The sequence below is a fragment of the Exiguobacterium sp. s127 genome (assembly GCF_018618695.1).
Taxonomy (GTDB): Bacteria; Bacillota; Bacilli; order Exiguobacteriales; family Exiguobacteriaceae; genus Exiguobacterium_A; species Exiguobacterium_A oxidotolerans.
Map to the genome: position 1 here is coordinate 120,555 of NZ_JACSMO010000001.1, position 19,911 is coordinate 140,465.

General features: G+C 45.9%; 19 protein-coding genes. 12 read left to right on the forward strand and 7 right to left on the reverse strand.

Translation table 11 applies throughout. The annotated features are described in order from the left end of the window. Positions 1-46: 46 nt before the first annotated feature. Positions 47-775, reverse strand: coding sequence for a tryptophan-rich sensory protein (locus KNP98_RS00550; RefSeq protein WP_088837849.1), 729 nt, complete (start codon positions 773-775; stop codon positions 47-49). Between the two features lie 59 nt (positions 776-834). After that, positions 835-1,680, reverse strand: a complete 846-nt coding sequence (locus KNP98_RS00555) for a DegV family protein (RefSeq protein WP_088837848.1) — start codon at positions 1,678-1,680, stop codon at positions 835-837. 192 nt (positions 1,681-1,872) lie between these two features. Between KNP98_RS00555 and KNP98_RS00560 the strand changes: the two genes are divergently transcribed. The 6 genes from KNP98_RS00560 (at position 1,873) to KNP98_RS00585 (ending at position 6,847) form a co-directional block, all read left to right on the forward strand. Beyond that, positions 1,873-2,418 (forward strand): helix-turn-helix domain-containing protein, encoded by a 546-nt coding sequence (locus tag KNP98_RS00560; protein WP_088837847.1) that lies wholly within the window; start codon positions 1,873-1,875, stop codon positions 2,416-2,418. 12 nt (positions 2,419-2,430) lie between these two features. Beyond that, positions 2,431-3,525 (forward strand): ABC transporter ATP-binding protein, encoded by a 1,095-nt coding sequence (locus KNP98_RS00565; protein WP_088837846.1) that lies wholly within the window; start codon positions 2,431-2,433, stop codon positions 3,523-3,525. Then, positions 3,522-4,331 carry an ABC transporter permease gene (locus KNP98_RS00570; protein ID WP_204251404.1) on the forward strand — a complete coding sequence of 270 codons (810 nt, stop codon included), beginning with the start codon at positions 3,522-3,524 and terminating at the stop codon, positions 4,329-4,331. Before KNP98_RS00565 ends, KNP98_RS00570 begins: the two co-directional genes overlap by 4 nt. Then, on the forward strand, positions 4,328-5,131 hold the full coding sequence (locus KNP98_RS00575) for an ABC transporter permease (protein WP_088837844.1): 804 nt from the start codon (positions 4,328-4,330) through the stop codon (positions 5,129-5,131). Before KNP98_RS00570 ends, KNP98_RS00575 begins: the two co-directional genes overlap by 4 nt. A 15-nt stretch (positions 5,132-5,146) precedes the next feature. Next, positions 5,147-6,208: an ABC transporter substrate-binding protein gene (locus KNP98_RS00580; RefSeq protein ID WP_371816049.1), complete on the forward strand. Its 1,062-nt coding sequence runs from the start codon at positions 5,147-5,149 to the stop codon at positions 6,206-6,208. 129 nt (positions 6,209-6,337) lie between these two features. Further along, positions 6,338-6,847, forward strand: coding sequence for a hypothetical protein (locus tag KNP98_RS00585; RefSeq protein WP_214810538.1), 510 nt, complete (start codon positions 6,338-6,340; stop codon positions 6,845-6,847). 33 nt (positions 6,848-6,880) lie between these two features. Here the strand turns inward: KNP98_RS00585 and KNP98_RS00590 are convergent, their stop codons facing one another. Beyond that, positions 6,881-7,489, reverse strand: a complete 609-nt coding sequence (locus KNP98_RS00590; protein WP_029331532.1) for a YktB family protein — start codon at positions 7,487-7,489, stop codon at positions 6,881-6,883. Between the two features lie 123 nt (positions 7,490-7,612). Here KNP98_RS00590 and KNP98_RS16235 point away from each other — a divergent pair, with 123 nt between their 5' ends. Then, positions 7,613-9,307 carry a GGDEF domain-containing protein gene (locus KNP98_RS16235; protein ID WP_214810540.1) on the forward strand — a complete coding sequence of 565 codons (1,695 nt, stop codon included), beginning with the start codon at positions 7,613-7,615 and terminating at the stop codon, positions 9,305-9,307. Between the two features lie 207 nt (positions 9,308-9,514). Here the strand turns inward: KNP98_RS16235 and KNP98_RS00600 are convergent, their stop codons facing one another. The 4 genes from KNP98_RS00600 to KNP98_RS00615 form a co-directional block, all read right to left on the reverse strand. Continuing rightward, on the reverse strand, positions 9,515-10,165 hold the full coding sequence (locus KNP98_RS00600; protein WP_088837840.1) for a homing endonuclease associated repeat-containing protein: 651 nt from the start codon (positions 10,163-10,165) through the stop codon (positions 9,515-9,517). Between the two features lie 278 nt (positions 10,166-10,443). Further along, positions 10,444-12,093 (reverse strand): peptide ABC transporter substrate-binding protein, encoded by a 1,650-nt coding sequence (locus KNP98_RS00605; protein ID WP_214807162.1) that lies wholly within the window; start codon positions 12,091-12,093, stop codon positions 10,444-10,446. A gap of 662 nt (positions 12,094-12,755) precedes the next feature. Next, complete coding sequence (gene bcp, locus KNP98_RS00610; protein ID WP_029331528.1) at positions 12,756-13,205, reverse strand: thioredoxin-dependent thiol peroxidase; 450 nt, start codon at positions 13,203-13,205, stop codon at positions 12,756-12,758. A 13-nt stretch (positions 13,206-13,218) separates the two neighbouring features. Next, positions 13,219-14,061 (reverse strand): hypothetical protein, encoded by an 843-nt coding sequence (locus tag KNP98_RS00615; protein WP_214810541.1) that lies wholly within the window; start codon positions 14,059-14,061, stop codon positions 13,219-13,221. Between the two features lie 126 nt (positions 14,062-14,187). On the opposite strand from KNP98_RS00615, the gene KNP98_RS00620 reads away from it, so the two are divergent. The 5 genes from KNP98_RS00620 (at position 14,188) to gatC (ending at position 19,899) form a co-directional block, all read left to right on the forward strand. Next, positions 14,188-14,475 carry a HesB/YadR/YfhF family protein gene (locus tag KNP98_RS00620; RefSeq protein WP_088837836.1) on the forward strand — a complete coding sequence of 96 codons (288 nt, stop codon included), beginning with the start codon at positions 14,188-14,190 and terminating at the stop codon, positions 14,473-14,475. 130 nt (positions 14,476-14,605) lie between these two features. Then, complete coding sequence (gene pruA, locus KNP98_RS00625; RefSeq protein WP_029331525.1) at positions 14,606-16,150, forward strand: L-glutamate gamma-semialdehyde dehydrogenase; 1,545 nt, start codon at positions 14,606-14,608, stop codon at positions 16,148-16,150. A gap of 78 nt (positions 16,151-16,228) precedes the next feature. Continuing rightward, the gene (gene putP / locus KNP98_RS00630; RefSeq protein WP_088837835.1) at positions 16,229-17,740 is read left to right on the forward strand and encodes a sodium/proline symporter PutP; all 1,512 of its coding nucleotides are present in this window, start codon (positions 16,229-16,231) and stop codon (positions 17,738-17,740) included. A 446-nt stretch (positions 17,741-18,186) separates the two neighbouring features. After that, positions 18,187-19,407, forward strand: a complete 1,221-nt coding sequence (locus KNP98_RS00635) for an Nramp family divalent metal transporter (RefSeq protein ID WP_214768891.1) — start codon at positions 18,187-18,189, stop codon at positions 19,405-19,407. A 201-nt stretch (positions 19,408-19,608) separates the two neighbouring features. Further along, a complete protein-coding gene (gene gatC / locus KNP98_RS00640; RefSeq protein WP_088837833.1) occupies positions 19,609-19,899 on the forward strand; it encodes an Asp-tRNA(Asn)/Glu-tRNA(Gln) amidotransferase subunit GatC in 291 nt (96 codons plus the stop codon). Positions 19,900-19,911: the final 12 nt, after the last annotated feature.

Consider the following 19,911-nt stretch of genomic DNA (forward strand, 5'->3'; position numbering starts at 1 on the left):
TCACTCCTTTGTCTCCAGTATACGCGTGTTTCAAACAAAAATAACGTTACTTGCTCACATGGATTTGCCGACGCATCCGGACGAGTAAGAAGACGTATCCTGCAAGAAGGACGACGACGCTACCGAGGACGACCGTATCAACGAGACCGTCATCTGATTTAAAGTTGATCGCGATATAGGCCCAAACGAAGACGAGCGGATAAATCGGATCGCGGTTCGCAAACATAAAGATGAGTGCGACAATGACACCTACCGGAAGCATGATCATCGTCCAACCGGCGTCATCGATGCCGAGCAACTTCGTGATGCCTTGCGTCTGCATGACGATGAAGACGTTAACGATTGTCGCGACCGAGACCCAGCCGATGTAAAGGGAGAACGGGACTTTAAAACGAAGGGCTTTTGTTTCGCGATCGACCTTCGAGTAAATGACCATCAAAGAAGCGAGTAGACCAATCATGACGACGAGCGTCAATGGGAAAAGTTTGTAAGCGAATGTGACGATCCAAGCGGCATTAAAGAGACAACTAATCAAAAACCAAGGACCGATTTTTTTTGCGATTTCATGTTCTTTGAACTTTGGGATGGTCTGTAAAATCAACCAAACAAGTAAAACACCATAAATGAGTCCCCAAATCGAGAACGCATACCCGGCAGGTTTGAACAACGTCGGAATCGTGTCGGAAATACGACCGGTTTTCCCACCGTCGAGTGCGTTAACTGTTACAGCAAAGATGAAACCAAGCCAGTTCAACCAAATCCATTTATTTTTCAATAGAAAAACCTCCTTTAATCTCTAAAGAAGGTTTACCCTGAATCTTTCAGTTTTAGACATTAGTGTCGGCTTGTCGGATTCAAGAATGACATGCCAATCGCCGGATTCCCGGTGTGTGAGCCGAGGACAGGCGTAAGATCGTCAATACGAATCGAGACATTGAAGCGCGCCTCAAGTTTTACCTTCCATTCCCGTGCTAAGTCGTACGCTGTGGCATGAAACAGTGAAATATCCGTTACGTCACCACGTTCAAGGATTTCGACGAGATGATCATAAATTTTGGAGTGTGCTTTCTTGAAGGTCCGAACCGTCTGGTAAGGAACGATTTTGCCCTCCTCGAAGTGGAAGAGCGGGCGTAATTGAAGTAAATTACCGACGAAAGCTTTCGTCGATGAAATGCGACCGCCAGCTTGCAACTGTTTTAAGTTTTCGACGGTAAATTCGATGTGATGATCGAACCGTCGTTTTAAAATCATCTGTTCGATTTGTTCAATCGCAACTCCTTGTTCTGCTAACTGGATCGCTTCCGCAAGTAATTGTCCTGCTGGATAGATACCGCAACGGGAATCAATCGCAATCAGACGAAAACCAGCAATTTCTGCTCCTTGAATGGAAGCATTATACGTACCGCTCAGTTCGCTTGATAAATGAACGGCAAATCCGAAGTCATAGTCTGCTTTTAGTTTTTCATAGTGTTCCGTAAAAGTCCCAATCGAAGGTTGGCTTGTCGTGACCTTATGACCGGCATCGATCCAGCTATAGACAGTCTCAGCATTGACATCGACACCGTCGATAAAACTTTCACCATCCTTCATGACAAGTAACGGGACGATCGTTAAGTCTTGATGGTCGACGATTGAGTTTGGCACAATCGTCGTACTGTCTGTAATCCAAGCAATACGCATCGTGAATTCCTCCTCATTTTAGTACCTGATATTAATTGTAGGTGTAAGCGTTATCGGTGTCAAACCCTCCTGAAAAAAGTGAGTAATTTCCCTTGCTAAAAAAAGTCAGTACGCTATAATCGGTACGTGATTAGTAAACTTTCAGTCGTCTTATACTAAACTCAGGAACAGTATGGGAGAGGAGGGCGTAAAGTGCGTACGATTGGCAATAAAATTAAAAACCTGCGTCTTCAAAAAGGATTGACACAAGAAGAGCTCGGGGAAAGAACCGATTTAAGTAAAGGATATATTTCGCAAATCGAGCGAGAGATCAGTTCTCCCTCGATTGAGACATTATTTAGCCTCCTTGAAGTATTAGGCATCTCAGCAAGAGACTTTTTCGATGAGGAGGCGCTGAATCAGAAAGTCGTTTATACACGAGACGATGTCACGAGTTATGCCGATGAGGAACGAGGGTACCACGTCACCTGGTTGATTCCGGAGTCGAATGAAAAAGAAATGGAGCCGGTCCTGTTGACGCTTGCTGCGAACAGTTCATTTAAAGCTTATGAACCGTCCGGATCGGAAACATTCGTTTATGTCCTCAAGGGTAACGTGACACTCGCACTCGGTCGACAAATATTCCGGGCGAAACAAGGTGAGACGTTCTACTATAAAGCGTCAGAAATCCATCAACTACGAAACGAGTCAGCGACGGAGGCGAAACTTCTCGTCACAGCAACCGACTCGTATCTTTAAGGAGGAACTAAAGTGACAACGAATACGATCATTCAATTCAAAGAAGTATCAAAACAGTTTGACGACCAAACCGTCCTCGACGGTGTCAGCTTCGAAATCGAGCGGGGGAAGTTCTACACATTGCTCGGCCCATCCGGATGCGGTAAAACGACAGTCCTGCGCTTGATTGCCGGTTTTACGGAAGCGACAGCGGGTGAAATCATCTTCAATGGAAAACGGATTAACGATGTTCCGGCGAACAAACGTCAAGTCAATACGGTTTTCCAGGATTATGCCTTGTTCCCGCACTTAAACGTCTTCGAGAACATCGCCTTCGGCCTCCGAATCAAAAAGGTCAAAGAAGCAGACATTAAGCAACGTGTCCTTGATGCGTTGAAGTTCGTTAACTTATCGGGCTATGAAAAACGGGAAATCACAGAGATGTCGGGTGGACAACGTCAACGTGTCGCGATTGCCCGGGCAATCGTTAATGAACCGGAAGTGATTTTACTGGACGAACCCTTGTCAGCACTCGATTTGAAGTTGCGGACGGAGATGCAATACGAGCTGCGCGACTTACAGCGTCGTCTTGGGATTACGTTCATCTTCGTCACGCATGATCAAGAAGAAGCGCTTGCGATGTCGGATGAAATTTTTGTCTTAAATCATGGTTCAATCCAACAATCGGGGACACCGACCGACATTTATGATGAACCGATCAACCGCTTCGTCGCCGACTTCATCGGTGAATCGAACATCATTCCGGGACGGATGTTAAACGACTACCTCGTTTCGTTCGCAGAAAAAGAATTCGAATGTGTCGACCGGGGACTTGAATTGAATGAGCCGGTCGAAATCGTCATCCGTCCGGAAGACTTAGAAATCACGAATGTCGCCCAAGGGAAGTTACAGGTGACGGTCGATTCACAACTCTTCCGCGGCGTCCATTATGAAATCGCCTGTATCGATGAAGTCGGAAATGAGTGGCTCGTCCATAGCACGAAAAAAGCGACAGTCGGTGAGCATATCGGTCTGACATTTGATCCGGAAGCGATTCATGTCATGCGTCTGAATGAGACGGAAGAGGACTTTGATAAACGGCTTGAATCGTACGATGGGGTGTTATGATGCAAAAAACACGTAACTGGTACCTGATTCCCTATACATTTTGGATTGCCTTGTTCGTCATCGCACCAATCGTGCTTGTCATCTATTATTCGTTCCTTGATTTAGATGGAAACTTCTCGTTCGTCAACTATCAGAATTTCTTTACCTCGACGTATTTGACGATGACGCTCAGTTCATTTTGGTATGCTTTTTTAATCACGTTGTTTTCGCTTGCGATCGGTTATCCGACGGCCTATTTATTGACGAAAACGAAGCATAAACAACTTTGGTTGCTCTTGATCATCTTGCCGACCTGGATCAACCTGTTGCTGAAAGCCTATGCTTTCATCGGACTGTTCAGCACGTATGGGCTTGCGAACCAAACGCTTGAAGCGATTGGCATCGGGCGCAAACAAATCCTGTTCACGGACTTCAGCTTCGTGTTCGTGTCGGTCTACATCTTCATCCCGTTCATGATTTTGCCGATTTTTAATGCCATCGAAAAGTTAAGTCCGTCGCTCGTCTTTGCGGCACGTGACTTAGGGGCATCGAACTTTACGACATTTCGTCGTGTCGTCTTCCCGTTGACGATTGATGGTGTGAAGTCAGGCTGTCAACTTGTCTTCATCCCGGCGTTATCACTCTTCATGATTACCCGCCTGATTGCCGGGAACCGTGTCATCACGCTCGGTACAGCAATTGAACAACAATTTCTTGTCACCCAAAACTGGGGGATGGGTGCGACGATTGCCGTCTTCTTGATCATCGCGATGGCCATCATTCTCGCCTTGACGAGTACAAAACGGAAGAAAGGAGCGACGACATGATGAAACGGTTTAAACTGGCAAACCTATATTTGATTGGTGTCTTCATCGTCTTGTATGCTCCAATCTTCTATCTCGCATTCTATTCGTTCAACAGTGCAGATAACATGACGAACTTTGATTCCTTCACGTGGGATTGGTATAAGGAAGTCTTTCAAGATTCACGCCTCTTGATCATCGTCTTGAATACACTCGTCATCGCCTTGCTCTCAGCAGCAATCTCGACGATTGTCGGTGTGTTCGGTGCAATCGGGATTCAAGCAGTTCGGAAAAAGCGGATTGAAACGTCGCTCCTGACACTTAATAGTATTTTGATTGTCAGTCCGGATGTCATCATCGGAGCATCGTTCTTAATCTTCTTTACGATGCTTGGGATTCAACTTGGCTTTACATCCGTCTTACTGTCGCACATCGCGTTTTCTGTCCCGATCGTCGTCATCCTCGTCTTGCCGAAACTGCAAGAGATGAGCCCGACGCTCGTTGATGCGGCACGTGATTTAGGGGCAAGTCGTTTGGACGTCCTGACGAAAGTCATCTTGCCGTACATCACACCGGGGATCTTTGCCGGATTCTTTACGGCACTGACGTACTCACTTGATGATTTTGCCGTGACATTTTTCGTGACGGGGAATGGGTTTACGACCTTATCCGTTGAAATCTATTCATTGGCACGCCAAGGGATTTCGATGAAAATCAATGCCTTGTCGACCGTCATCTTCTTATTTACGTTCTTACTTGTCATCGGCTACTATTTCTTGAACCAACGTTCTGTAGCGAAGTTGTCACGACCGGAGGTGAAATGACCGTTGAAAAAATTAATACAATTGTTCGTAACGATTTTTCTAATCTCGGGCGTCATCCTGTTTGCTTTGAACCGCTTAAACGCGACACAAGGCTATTCCGGGGGAAATGTCTTGAATATTTACAACTGGGGGGATTACATCGACCCGGACTTAATCGATCAGTTTGAAGAAGAGTCAGGAATAAAAGTCGTCTATCAGACATTCGACTCGAACGAAGCGATGTTGACGAAGATTGAGCAAGGAGGGACGACGTATGATATCGCCGTTCCTTCAGATTATGCGATTGCGAAGATGATTGAAGAAGATCTCGTCATCCCGATTGATCAATCGAAAATTCCGAATCTCAAGCATATCGATGATCGTTTCCTTGATTTGCCGTTCGACCCGGGCAATCAGTATTCGATCCCGTATTTTTGGGGGACGGTCGGCATCGTCTACAATCAAAAACTGCTTGATGGAAAAGAACCAACGAGTTGGAAGGATTTATGGGACCCTGCCTTTAAAAATCAAATCTTATTAGCGGACGGAGCCCGTGAAGTGATGGGGATGAGTCTAAACAGTCTCGGTTATTCATTGAACGAAACGGACGAAGATAAGCTCCAGGAAGCAAAAGCGAACTTGATGGACTTGACGCCGAACGTCAAAGCGATCGTTGGAGATGAAATCAAGCTACTGCTCGCAAACGAAGAAGCCGGAATCGGGGTCGTCTGGTCCGGTGATGCCAATGAAATCATGAGTGAAAATGAAGACTTGAACTACGTCATCCCGTCAGAAGGATCGAACGTTTGGTTTGATAATGTCGTCATTCCAAAAACGGCGGAAAACGTCGAAGGGGCACATGCGTTCATCAACTTCATGTTGCGCCCGGACATCGCTGCGAAGAATACGGATTATGTCGGCTACTCGACACCGAACAAAGATGCTTTAAAACTCCTCGACGCAGAGGTACGGGAAGACGAACGGTTCTATCCGGATAAAGCTGTGACGGATACACTCGAAGTCTACAAAAACTTGGGGAAAAAGATGCTTGCCCATTACAATGAATTATTCTTAGAGTTTAAAATGCATAAAAAATAACAAAGGACTGGTATCCCACGGATACCAGCCTTTTTTAAAATATTTTTCTAAAAAATGTATGGAAGATGAGTATTTTTTGAGAAATGGGGGAATGAGTTATTTAACAAAGCATTTTTAGGAGGTAACACCATGAAACGAATCTTAGGACTTATCTTAACAGCAGCTCTTGCCGTCAGCGTCGTGTCAGGCACTTCATATAATCAATCAGCAGAAGCAACGAAACCAACGGATGTCAATTGGCTTCAACATATTAATAAGAACGCGGGTTATGCTAAGTCACTCGACAAAAATGTTAAACTTAACCGAACGACACTCGCACAGGTACATAGTGCATATAAAGGTGAAAAAAATTCGAACTGGTGCCAAAGTGGTAATGGGCTTATGACACCCGATCGTTCCGTTCATTATTGTTCGACGTATGGAGTAAAGGACAGTAAAGCAAAAGTTTCAGCAATCGTATATGATCCGAAAATGGTTAAACGTACGATTTCTGTCAAGGAAGTAAAAAAAGCGTATCCAACTGCTAAGCTTGATCCAATGTTCAACACGATGACCGTTTCAGCGAAAAAGGTCAACATTTATCTAAATTTAAATTCTGACCGTACACAAGTCATGTCAATTCTAGTAAAATATAACTAATGAGAAAAAGGATGACCTTATAGGCCATCCTTTTTATTTAACCTTTTTATAGACCGGCACGAGATGGTCGTAGGTATTTCGAATCAATTCAAGTAATGCATCATGGGACATTGTGCTGACTTTTTGGGCGGATACATGCCGTCCGATTAAAAATTCAGCTTTTTTTACATCACGAAAACGAACTAATCCTTGTTCAAGGTTTGCATCAGTCACACGAACTGCTTCTTTTTTCATGTGATCGTAGGAAATGACGAAGTCCTCCGGTAAGTCCTGTAACAAATTTTGTTGCTCGAGAAGTTGTGTCGCGTATTGTTGTTTATTAGGAAGCTCGTAGATATAAGCGAGCCAAATGAACAAATGATCATCAAAGAGTCCGACTTGGAAATGCGGATGTTTTTTATAACCACGTTTGTTTGGAGAAAACGCCATCCACGTATCATTAGGCGGGTTTACCTTGCGTCTTGCATGTTGTGCGATGTGCACATACATATCCTCTGCGAGATTGACTGTCAAATCGGGTGAGACTTCAGCGCCGATCTGCCGGAAAACAGGTTGTATCCGTTCCCGGATCGCTTCCATCCGGTTTTCTAACCCTTCGATTTCAAACGCTTCGAAGGCTTCCTTTGTAAATTGAGTACTCATGTATTCATCACCTCTGTTTACATTGTAACAAATCCGTCTAGGAAAAAGAGCGTTTGAAGATTTTCTTAGGTGCAATGCAGTACACTTAAAAAAATAAAAATTTTTTAGGAAGGGGAACTCAACGTGCGTCGTTTTCAACAATACATCCTTCGAAGCTGGGTCGTGTTCTTTATCGTCGTGATTGTCATTGATCTTATCGCGAGAGCAGACGGATACAGCCTCAGCATCGATTACTTTACATTCTTTTTGGTAGTAGTGTTATCGACGATTTTCGTCGTCGACCCGGTTCGTCGAAGACATATGAGTTTTACGTTCCACTTTGGATTTGTCCTGTATACCTTTTTAACATATGGATTGTTATCAGCGATTTGTGTCGGACAATTGACGATGCTGATTTACCAATTGCGTTCTTTTCATACGGCAATCGGACGACGGCGTATGCTGCACAATTATCCATTCAACGTCACGCTCGAACTCTTATTGATTTTGCCGGCAGGTTTAGCCTACAATGCGCTCGGTGGAACACACGGTCCGGATTTTTCACTCATCGGGAATATCGTACCGCTCGTGACGATGGTCGTCATCATGTGGGTCGTCCTCTTGTTCCAATATACATTGTCGAACTTCTTACTCGGAGAGAATATCCCGAGCAGCGTCATGATCCCGTTGCTACGTTTTGAAGCAGTCGTCATTACGGCAGAACTGTTATTTGGAGTTTTTAGTACCTTGATGGCCCAAAACAATGGAATCAGTGCATTGGTCATGACGGCATTTGCATTATTCATCATCAAACGTGCGCTCGGCAGTTCAGTTCATGCGAGTGACCGGATTGAACACTGGGAACAGATTGAGCGTCTAAAAGAAGCAGCGTGGCAGGACGGGGATTCCCAGTTCATCATCGAACGCTACTTAAAACAACTCAATCAATTCGTTAAACCTGACATCGCCTGGATAAAGTTTGATTTTGGAGAAGGAAAGACAGTCTATTATTCGCTGAAAGATGGACGGAAATTAAAAGCGGATCACGTCGAAGGAATCATCATCGAAGAATTGATTGAAAAAGAGGAAGTTCTCCTTTACGGCATGCAACAGGAGTGGGACATTCGCCTCTACGATTGTCTTCCTGAAGAAACACAATCGATTCTGTTCATCAAACCGGAAGCGACGGAAACCATCAATTGCTCGTTATTTTTAGCATCGGAAGCAAGTGGTGAATTCACGACAGATTTTGGTTATGAGCTGTATCGTGCATTACGTGTGTTATCCTGGGCCGTTGAACGGGCCCAAGAACGACAACATCTTTTAACCGATAGCCGGACAGACGCCATGACAAAATTACCGAACTACCGTGCCTTGCAAGAGTGGGGCGATCGACGAATCAAGCAAAAGGATTTATATCCGTTCTCGGCATTAATGATTGACTTGGATCACTTCAAGCAAATCAATGATACCCATGGTCACGAAATCGGAGATGTTGTATTGTTCGAGGTCGCTAAACTCTTGATACAGGCGACACGCATCACAGACCTTGTCGCGCGGTACGGCGGGGAAGAGTTCGTCGTGTTATTACCGAATACGGACATCGAATCGGCACGAATCGTTGCAGAGCGCATCCGTGAGACGCTACACGCCAATCCAATCGAAGTATCCGGTCATTCGTTAGAAATCACCGCAAGCATCGGAATCGATACGCTGAAAGAGTTAGGCGATCTTGCGAGCCTGATTCGAAATGCAGACCGTGCGATGTACGTAGGGGCTAAATTCCAGGGGCGTGACCGCGTTGCGTCATACCAAGAATGGAAAGAAAAAGTGATTTAATATAACGGTGCTGACTCATAAGTGTAGCCCAAACAATCTTTTTGACAGACGTTTTCGTCCTACATCAAATCAAGTGGCCGATGCTTCCATCTTTTCACGGAAGCATCGGCCACTACTATTAAACATGAAACAGACCAGTCGAGGTTTCGACTGGTCTGTTTAGCGTGTGAACTATAAAATATGAAGAAAATGAATGCACTAGACTGATTATTGCGCTTGTTGGTTACTCATACGGATTTCACTCTCGATCGCATGAATAGCGGCTGACCATGAACCATAGCGATGGAGCAATGCTTTTGTAGAGGGTTTGTTGTTTCGCTTCGCCCACTCACGGTAAGCTTCAAAAGACAATGAGAATCCGACTTCTTCAATTGCTTGTCGAAGTGATGCCGCAAGCTCAGCTTTCGAATACGTGACGCTTGCTTCGAGTCCTGCTGCTGTACAGGCATCATGCCAAGAACCAAACATCTTCACGATATGATAGTGGCTCGGTGCATGGTGGACCGACTTCCGCCAAATTTGGTACTTCTTCAAGGTAATCGTCGAACCGACATCTTTCGCATACCGGTGGAAAGAATTCAGAATTTCATCTTTCGTATATTTCGGTGCCCGCTCCAGCTCTTCCGGTTGCTGATCGATATGCCATTCAAAACCTGCGGCAGATAAAGCTTCCGGCCACGAACCGAATTGACGGATGATGTTTTCAGGTAATGGCCAACCATGTATAACGGCATAGCGGCGGTAGATCGTCCGGCGTGGCCGGTCTTGAATCAGTTCGCCGACTGCACGGATGGCTTCAATCATCTCGATTTGTTCTTCTGTGAATGTTTGTTGACTCGTCAGTACACGTTGCTTCAAAGATGAGTCCTCCTTCCTAAATAATCGTAGTGTTGAGGCAAAAGTCCTCTATATAGAATGTATCGGCACTTTTTCATTAAATCTGAAGAATTACCGCGAATTATTGTAAAAAAAAGTGAATTTAGTTTCTTCTGCATAAGTATAAATGGAAGTAATACAAATGAAAACAGAATGTTACCACTTTTTAATCAATATTTAAAAAACAGTACATTCGCCCCATATGGAAAAAAAGACCAGACCCGCGTAAAGCGAGGCTGGCCTTTAGAGATCTTGTATGATTATCTTCCTTCGATGTATGTCCATTTGAACGAAGTATCCGCTCCGACTTTGTGGTTGACGATTCCTTTAACGTAAGGTTTACGTAAGAGGGAAGCACCGCGTTGGTACATGACAGAGATTGCTTGATCGTCTTCGAGTAAGACTTTTTCAGCATCCTTCAGCGACTGCCAGCGTGTTTCGGCATTCGCGTCTTTCATTGCAGATTTGATGAGTGAATCGTACTTTTCGCTTGAGTACTTACCACGGTTGTACGGTCCACCAGTCATCCACATATCGAGGAACGTCATTGGATCCTGGTAGTCAGGTCCCCAACCAGCGAATGAAAGTTCGAATTCACCTTTCGATTCAAGATCTAATTTGTTTTTGAATGGCTGCTGCTTGATTGTTACTTCAAGACCAGGAAGGTTTTTCTCCCATTCACCTTTGAGGTATTCAGAGATTTTTTTCGAGTTGTCATCATCATATGAGAGAAGCTCGAGTTTAACTTTGTCTTTGCCTTCTGCTTTTAGACCTTTCTCGAATGATGCTTTTGCAGATGAAGCATCGAATGAACCGAAGCCTTCGTTGCCGTCGCGGAAGTCTTTTCCGTCCGGACCATTTGCGAATTCTTGCGGGACATAGTAGTATGCCGGGATTGAACCGTTGTTTAAGAGGACTTTCGCCATTTGTTCTTTGTCATATCCTGAGTCGATCGCTTTACGGATATCTTTATTTTTGAGCAATTCGTTTTTGAAGTTCATTTGGATATAGTACATTGATGCATCGAGACGTGTTTGGAAATCTTCATCATCTTTATATTGATCGACGAATTCGCTTGTCAAACCGACTGTATCGATGTCGCCTTTTTCGTACAGGTTGACAGCCGTTGAAACTTCTTTAACGACTTTGTAGTTAACTTCTTCAAGTTTAACTGCGTCAGCATCCCAATACTGATCGTTCTTTTTGTACGACCAACCGACTTCTGTTTTCCAGTCTGTTAGTTGGAATGGACCGTTGTAAAGGAAGTTTTCAGGATCTTTCGCGAAATCTTTACCTTTTTCTTCGACGAATTCCTGCTTAAGCGGCATGAATGAACCGAATCCAGTCAAGGCTTTGAAGTAGTCTGCAGGTTGTGTCAACTTAACTTCGAGTGTCTTGTCATCCACTGCTTTGACACCGACATCTTCCGCTTTCCCTTTACCAGTGTTGTAGCCTTCCGCTCCATCGATGACATACATGATATAAGCATATTGCGAACCGCTATCAGGATCGAGGACACGTTTCCAAGCATATTCGAAGTCTTTTGCTGTGACATCGCTGCCGTCAGACCATTTTGAATCGCGTAATTTGAATGTGTATGTAAGTCCATCTTCCGAGACGTCAACACTTTCTGCAACACCTGGTGTTGGCTCTTGGTTTTCATCAAGACGGAAGAGACCTTCTTGAACGTTGTTTAAAACTGTGAAAGAAACAGAGTCTGTCGCGACTGTCGGGCTAAGTGCCGGGATGTCTGATCCGCTTGTTAAATTCAAGACTTGCTTGTCATCTGATTTTGCAGTGTCTTTCGAGCCGGATGTGTCTTTCGAGTCATCTGTTGATGAACAAGCTGCCAAGCTTGATCCTGCGATTGTTAGTGCACCAACGAGTGCGAGTGTTTTTTTCTTCTTCATAATGATAAGTTCCCTCCCAAGAATAAATATATATGATGATAAAATGAGTACCCGATAGTTAGAGCGATCCGGTGTCCTATGAAAAAATAAGAGGGGTCATCGCCTTTTACTTTTGTTGAAGGAAAGCACCGAATCAACTTGTTTCTAATAATAAATACAATATTCAGAAAAATCAATAGAATATTTTCAGATTATTTCAAAAACATTAAAAATATGAGCAATACCAAGGTTTTTTATGTGAAAAAAATTTTTGAAAGGATAAAATTGGTAGCGATAAAATGATTGTAAAATTAAAAAACACGCTACATCAGTAACGTGGTCAGCGTGTAGACAAAGTGATATCGGAAGATGAAAGCGTCTTTTTTCGTTGCTTTCCTCGGGCGAGGCGCAAGCCGTTGCTCCTTGATCCTAACGGACAACGAGCAGGGGCTTGTCTGCCTCTGCAAGTCGCGTTAAAAATGCACTTTTTCCCGTAGGAGTCAACGAAACGTGACGCTTTTTAGGTAATACCATGACAGAAATCCGGGCATGGAGACGGTTTAGAGCGCAATCCGTCTCGGATCGCTTAGAACCGCGAACTTTGCCTCTCGTTATAGCATATTCACTCTTCATAAGAGTTTGTCTACATTGAAACAGGCTACATCAGTAACGTGTTTTTCTTTTTAATCAAGTGATTTTACGTAGTTTAAGGCTTCAGAAACATGATCTTTAACTTTAACGCTCCGCCATTCTTGGATTAATTCACCCGCCTCATCAACTAAAAACGTTGAACGGACGATTCCATAATATTCCTTACCGTAGTTCTTTTTGAGTTGCCAGACCCCATACTGTTCGCAGACCGTATGATCGACATCAGAGAGAAGTTGAAACGGAAGTTCATATTTTGAGATAAAGTTTTGATGCCGTTTTTGACTGTCGGCGGAGATTCCGAGGATGACGGTATTTTCAGCCGCGAAGGCGTCCGTCGCGTCACGGAAGTCACAGGCTTCCGTCGTACAACCCGGTGTCGAGTCTTTCGGATAGAAGTAGAGAATGACTTTCTTACCACGATAATCGGCGAGTGAAATGTTTTCGCCATGGGCGTTCGGTAACGTAAATGTCGGTGCGTTCATTAAGAGTCCCCCTTTAACCTAATTCCATATTCAGTTGATCAGCGTATTTTCCGAGTTTCTTTTGTAAGCTTTCCTTTAATGGGTCAAGTGCGATCAAATATTTTTCGTAGTCTGTTCCGGCCTTCGCCGTTTTGAGTAATAGATTTTGTTCATCGACATACCAGTCCGCGTAATCGGAATAATAGTCGACTAATACTTCGGGATTGCCTTCGTTGCCGAGTGCCATACCGTAAATCATCAGGATGTTACTGTTCATTTCGAGTGCCATATAGTCGGTTTGGGCATTGACGCGTGTGAACACTTTATCCTGTTCATCTTCCGGTGTGTTCCCGACGGCTTCTGCTGCTTTGGCATTGACGCCATATTCGTCTGCATTAAATGAATCAAACATCTCAGCGAGCGTCGTGAAGACGGCTGGTTCAAAGGTCGTTGGTGCGATGACAGCTTTCCATTCCCCATCTTTTTTCAGGAATAACTTCGACGCACGGTTTGGGAGCGGGGACCCGTCCGCATCATTGAACTCATGGATGATGTAGGCGACGTCGCCTTGTTGGAAGCTTTTAACGACCTTACCAGGCGTAACGTTCAGGTTTTTAGCACCAATCGCTGCTGCGCGTAACGGTTCATCTTCACCCGTGTACTCAATCTTAGCGAGTGCTTTCGCATCAGCTGATCCCGTTTTCCCTAACGTATCTTGATAGGCTTGATAGACATCAAGAACGGCTTGATCGGCTTGCGCGACTTGTTTCGTTTCCGTCGTCTTCGGGGATTCAGTATCTGTAGAGGAAGTGGAATCGTTCCCACATCCGACTAACAGAATGCTCGTTGATAGTAGAGCTGTGATTAATCGTTTCATATAGGACCTCCTAAATCAGAATCAACAGGAATGATGGAATGAAGTGTTTACTGTCTTCACCATACAGGATATTCGCTTTTTTGAGTAGGAAATAGGTACACTAGTCTAAAGGGGAGTGGATAAAACATGAAAATTCACGTAACGGATGAAGCATTACAATACTTTAAAGATGAGATGGAAGCGAAGGAAGGCGACACGATTCGCTTTTTCGCGAAATACGGCGGATCGACGGATTTGACACAAGGATTTTCGGTCGGTGTCCATATGGAAGAAGTCGAACGGGCAGCTGTTGAAGAAGTCGTGGACGGGATTCATTTCGTCGTCTCCGATCAAGATGAGTGGTTGTTCCAGGAGCAGGACGTCAAGGTCTCAATCCAAAACGAAGAGATCGTCTTTTCCCAAGCAACTGAATAATTCGAGCGAAACGTGAGCGGGAGAACGCAGCCTGCTCATTTTTTTTGACTAGAATAATTGTAAGCGGCGTCATGCTTCTGTACAATGGAGAATGTAAGCGATTAAAAGTATGTATAAAGGGGGAATAGAGATGATTCCGTACAAACACGAACCATTCACGGACTTCTCACAAGAAGCGAACAAGAAAGCGTTCGAGGAGGCACTTGCACTCGTATCGCAAGAGCTAGGAAAAGATTATCCGCTCGTCATCGGGGGCAAACATGTGACGACGGAAGATAAAATCGTTTCGGTCAATCCGGCAAACAAAGAAGAGATCGTCGGACGTGTCTCAAAAGCGACACAAGCACACGCAGAGGATGCGATGCAGGCAGCTGTCACAGCATTCGAAACGTGGAAATTCGTCAATCCGAGTGTTCGTGCGGACGTCCTGTTCAAAGCGGCGAACATCATCCGTAAACGCAAACATGAATTCTCGGCTTACCTCGTCAAAGAAGCTGGGAAACCATGGAACGAAGCAGATGCGGATACAGCAGAAGCAATCGATTTCCTTGAATATTATGCACGTCAGATGCTCGTCTTAAAAGACGGCAAAAAAGTCGAGAGTCGTCCGGGTGAATACAACCGTTACGATTACATCCCACTCGGTGTCGGGGTCATCATCTCACCATGGAACTTCCCACTCGCGATCATGGCAGGGACTGCGGTTGCGGCAATCGTCGCCGGAAACCCGATTCTCTTGAAACCGGCATCGACGACACCAGTCGTCGCTGCTAAATTCGTTGAAGTCATGGAGCAGGCAGGTCTTCCGGCTGGCGTCTTGAACTTCATCCCGGGACCAGGGGCAGAAGTCGGGGATTACCTCGTCGACCACCCGAAAACACGTTTCATCAGCTTCACAGGCTCACGTGATGTCGGTCTCCGGATTAACGAACGTGCTTCGAAATTAAATGACGGTCAAATCTGGCTCAAACGTGTCATCGCAGAGATGGGCGGAAAAGACACGATGGTCATCGATGAGTCAGCCGATCTTGATTACGCGGCAGACATGATCACAAAAGCAGCATTCGGCTTCTCAGGTCAAAAATGTTCAGCATGTTCACGTGTCGTCGCACTCGACTCTGTCTACGACGAGTTACTCGAAAAAGTTGTTGCGAATACAGCAAAACTGAGCATCGGGAACCCGGTCGACGTGACGAACAACGTCGGTCCTGTCATCGATGCAGCGGCATTCAAAAAAATCACGTCGTACTTCGATATCGCAAAACAAGAAGGACGGATTGCAGCAGGCGGAACGGCTGACGATTCAACAGGCTTCTTCGTCTCACCAACGGTCGTCGCGGACGTTCAACCGACGGATCGTTTGATGCAAGAAGAAATCTTCGGACCGGTCGTTGCGTTCACGAAAGCGAAAGACTTTAAAGAAGCAATCGCGATCGCGAACAACACGGAGTACGGTTTGACAGGGGCAGTCATCACACAAGACCGGACAAACCAAGAGTACGCACGGGCGAACTTCCATGTCGGGAACCTCTATTTCAACCGTGGTTGTACAGGCGCAATCGTCGGGTACCAACCGTTTGGTGGCTTCAACATGTCAGGAACGGATTCAAAAGCCGGTGGACCGGATTATTTAACACTCCACTTGCAAGCAAAAACGACTTCAGAAATGTTCTGAATTAGTGTTTAATAGATGAAACGGGTATGCGACCTGCATATCCGTTTTTTTATACACCATAGAAAAGGGGGAGCAAGGATGAACGGAATGTGGTTAGCGATTTTACTGTATCTCGGTCTGATGGTGACGCTTGGCGTGATGGCGTATTACCGGACGAAAAACATGAATGATTATATGCTTGGAGGACGTACGATCGGGCCCGTCGTCACTGCACTCTCAGCCGGAGCAAGCGATATGAGCGGGTGGTTGTTGATGGGATTGCCGGGTGCGATGTTTGCAACTGGTCTGTCCAGTGGATGGATCGTGATCGGCCTATTGCTCGGAGCTTATGCAAACTGGGTGCTTGTTGCGCCACGTCTGCGGGCGTATACGGCGCATGCGGGCGACGCCATCACGATTCCCGACTATTTCGAAAAACGATTCCATGACAAAAGTGGTGTGTTGCGTACAGTTTCAGCTGGAGTTATCTTAATATTCTTTATAATGTACGCATCGAGCGGGTTTGTCGCCGGCGGTCGGCTGTTTGAAGCGGTCTTCGGTTTAGAGTACACGACGGGTCTTTGGATTTTAGCAGGCGTCGTCATCGCCTACGTGTTCCTTGGCGGATTCCTCGCCGTCAGTTGGACGGATGTCGTCCAAGGGATGATCATGGTCATCGCACTCTTGATTGTTCCGGGTGTCGCCCTTTCACTGAGCGGCGGGATCAATGAGACGCTCGAGACGATTCGGACGACGGATGGTTCAAAACTTGAACTGTTTAAAGGAACGACGATTATCGGCATCATCTCCTTACTCGCTTGGGGACTCGGCTACTTTGGTCAGCCGCACATCATCGTCCGTTTCATGGCGATACGTAACTTGAGTGAAATGAAGTCGGCCCGCCGGATTGGGATGGTTTGGATGACCTTCTCCATCATCGGCGCGATGGTGACAGGATTATTCGGTTATGCGTACTTTACGCAACAGGCGATTGAGCTGAACAACCCGGAGAACGTCTTCATTCAGCTTTCGCGTGATCTATTCCCGGGCTTCATTACCGGTCTCTTACTCGCAGCGTTACTCGCTGCCATCATGTCGACGATTTCGACACAGCTACTCGTCTCTTCGAGTGCTGCGACCAATGACTTTTATCAACGCTTCATGAAGCGGACGCCTTCAGACAAAGAGTTGATGCTCGTCGGTCGTATCATGGTGCTGGCGGTTGCCTTACTTGCCATTGCGTTATCGTTCGGCGCACAAAAATCGATTTTGACACTCGTCGGGTACGCGTGGGCAGGATTCGGTTCTGCTTTTGGTCCGGTCGTCTTGTTCAGCTTACTGTGGCGCCGGATGAACAAAGCGGGAGCACTCGCTTCGATGCTGACGGGATCCGTCGTCGTCATCGCCTGGATTTTAGTCAAACTGTACGTGAAGGATTTACCGTTCTATATTTCGGAGATGTATGAAATGATTCCTGCATTCCTCGCGTCGACGATTGCACTCGTTGTCGTCAGTCTGGCGACGGCTGAACCAAGTGAAGCGGTCTACCGTGAGTTTGATGAAGTAAAGGCGCAGTTGAAAGGTGTCGAACCAGAGCGGAAAATCGTGTAAGTGAACAGCAGGTCATGTAAGGACTGAACTCAGACTGTAGACAACGTGCTATCGGGAGATCAAGCGTCTTTTCCCGTAGGAGTCAACGAAACGTGATGCTTTTTAGGTGATACCGTGACGGAAAGCCGGGTATGCAGGCAGTTTAGGGCGCAATTCGTCTTGAATTGCCGTGAAGACGAGTCAAGACGGGGAAGCGCAGTAAGACAGTATGCGAATAGATAAGCTTCAATCTTCATCAGCGTTTGTCTACAATCTGATCGAAGTTCACTTGAATGTGAACTTCGATTTTTTTTGTGGTTAGAATGCGCGGTCAAAAAGAATGGTAGATGGCTTGATTTCAGGACTGAATGATTCAGTTTACTTTGTTAATAAGTATTTCCGTGAAGCATGTATGTTGCCTGAAGGAAAGAAAAGCGTATACTTGCAACTAAAGAGAGGTGTTCAATATGGTCAGTCAACCGGTAGCACCGGTCGAACGATTGAAAAAAAGACAATTTATCGGTCCGGCCTTTGTTGCCGCCGTCGCGTACCTCGACCCGGGGAACTTTGCGACGAACATGACGGCCGGCGCCCAGTACGGATTTTTATTACTTTGGATCATCGTCGCAGCGAACTTGATGGCGGTCGTCATCCAAACGTTGTCAGCAAAACTTGGACTCGTCAGTAATATGAGCTTGGCGGAAGTCATCCGGGACGAGCTATCGCCCGTTGCCCGACTGTTTTACTGGGCACAGGCAGAACTCGTCGCCATGGCGACGGATCTCGCGGAATTCGTTGGTGCCGCACTCGGATTTCATTTGTTATTTAATATTGATATGAAAATCGCTGCGCTGTTAACAGCCATCGCGTCGTTCGTCATTCTCGGCTTTGAACGGAAGGGCTTACACCATTTCGAAGCCGTCATCGCTGGACTGGTCCTCGTCATTGCCGTTGCATTCGCGATCCAAGTCATTCAAGTCGAGCCGAACGTGCGGGACATGGCAGGGGGCTTGATTCCCGGATTCGAGGGAACACCGAGTATCGTCCTTGCTGCCGGGATGTTAGGGGCAACGGTCATGCCGCACGCGATTTATTTGCACTCGGATTTGACGAAACGCCGGATGGGGAAAATTGCGGATAAACGAGGATTGATGAAAATTCAGACGCTCGATATTTGGGCAGCGATGTTAATCGCAGGGGCGGTCAATGGGGCGATGCTCGTCATCGCGGCGACAGTCTTCTTCGGAACCGATCAAAAAGCAGCGACACTTGAAAGTATTTTTTCAGGACTCGGGACATCGCTCGGTGGAACAGCACCGTACTTGTTCGGGGTCGCCTTACTCGTCTCCGGTCTTGCATCATCAAGTGTCGGGACAATGTCCGGCGATGCGATTATGCGTGGGTTCCTAAAGATTGAGATTCCGATTTTCCTTCGTCGGAGCATCACGATGGCACCAGCCATTGTATTGTTGTTATCGGGATTTGATCCGACGCGTGCTTTAATCTGGAGTCAGGTCGCCTTATCGTTCGGGATTCCGTTCGCGCTGATTCCATTGATTCGGGCAACGTCGAGTGGGCGAATCATGGGTGACTTCAAGAACGGGATGAAGATGAAACTCCTTGCCTGGAGTATCGTGACGATCGTCATCATCTTCAATGTCTATTTACTGGTTGATCTTTTAGTTTGAATATTCTGTTATTTTGTTTTGTAAAACAGTCGCACGGGTAATGAATTACTAGAAGCTTTCCGCCCGAAAGCTTTGCTACCCCTATAAAGACGATGGTGCGGACCTCCCCCCGATGCACCATCGTCTTTTTTGTCTGACTAAAAAGTGCTATGATTAGAAATAGTGTAAAATATACTGCAAAAGTTCCGGAGGTGGAATGACATGGCAAATATTAATGAAGAGCAAGTCCGCCACGTGGCGCATTTGGCACGCCTTGCCGTGACAGATGAAGAAGTACAACAATTTACGGTTCAGCTCGAAAAAATTCTCGGTTTTGCTGAGCAATTAAATGAACTTGATACGACAGGTGTCGAACCTACGACGCATGTCCTTGATTTAAAGAACGTCTTACGAAAAGACGAAGTACGTCCATCGCTTCCGCGCACGGAAGTAGAACGACTCGCGCCTGATTGGGAAGCCGGACAAGTCCGCGTCCCAGCAGTGTTCGAATAAGGAGGAGAAAAC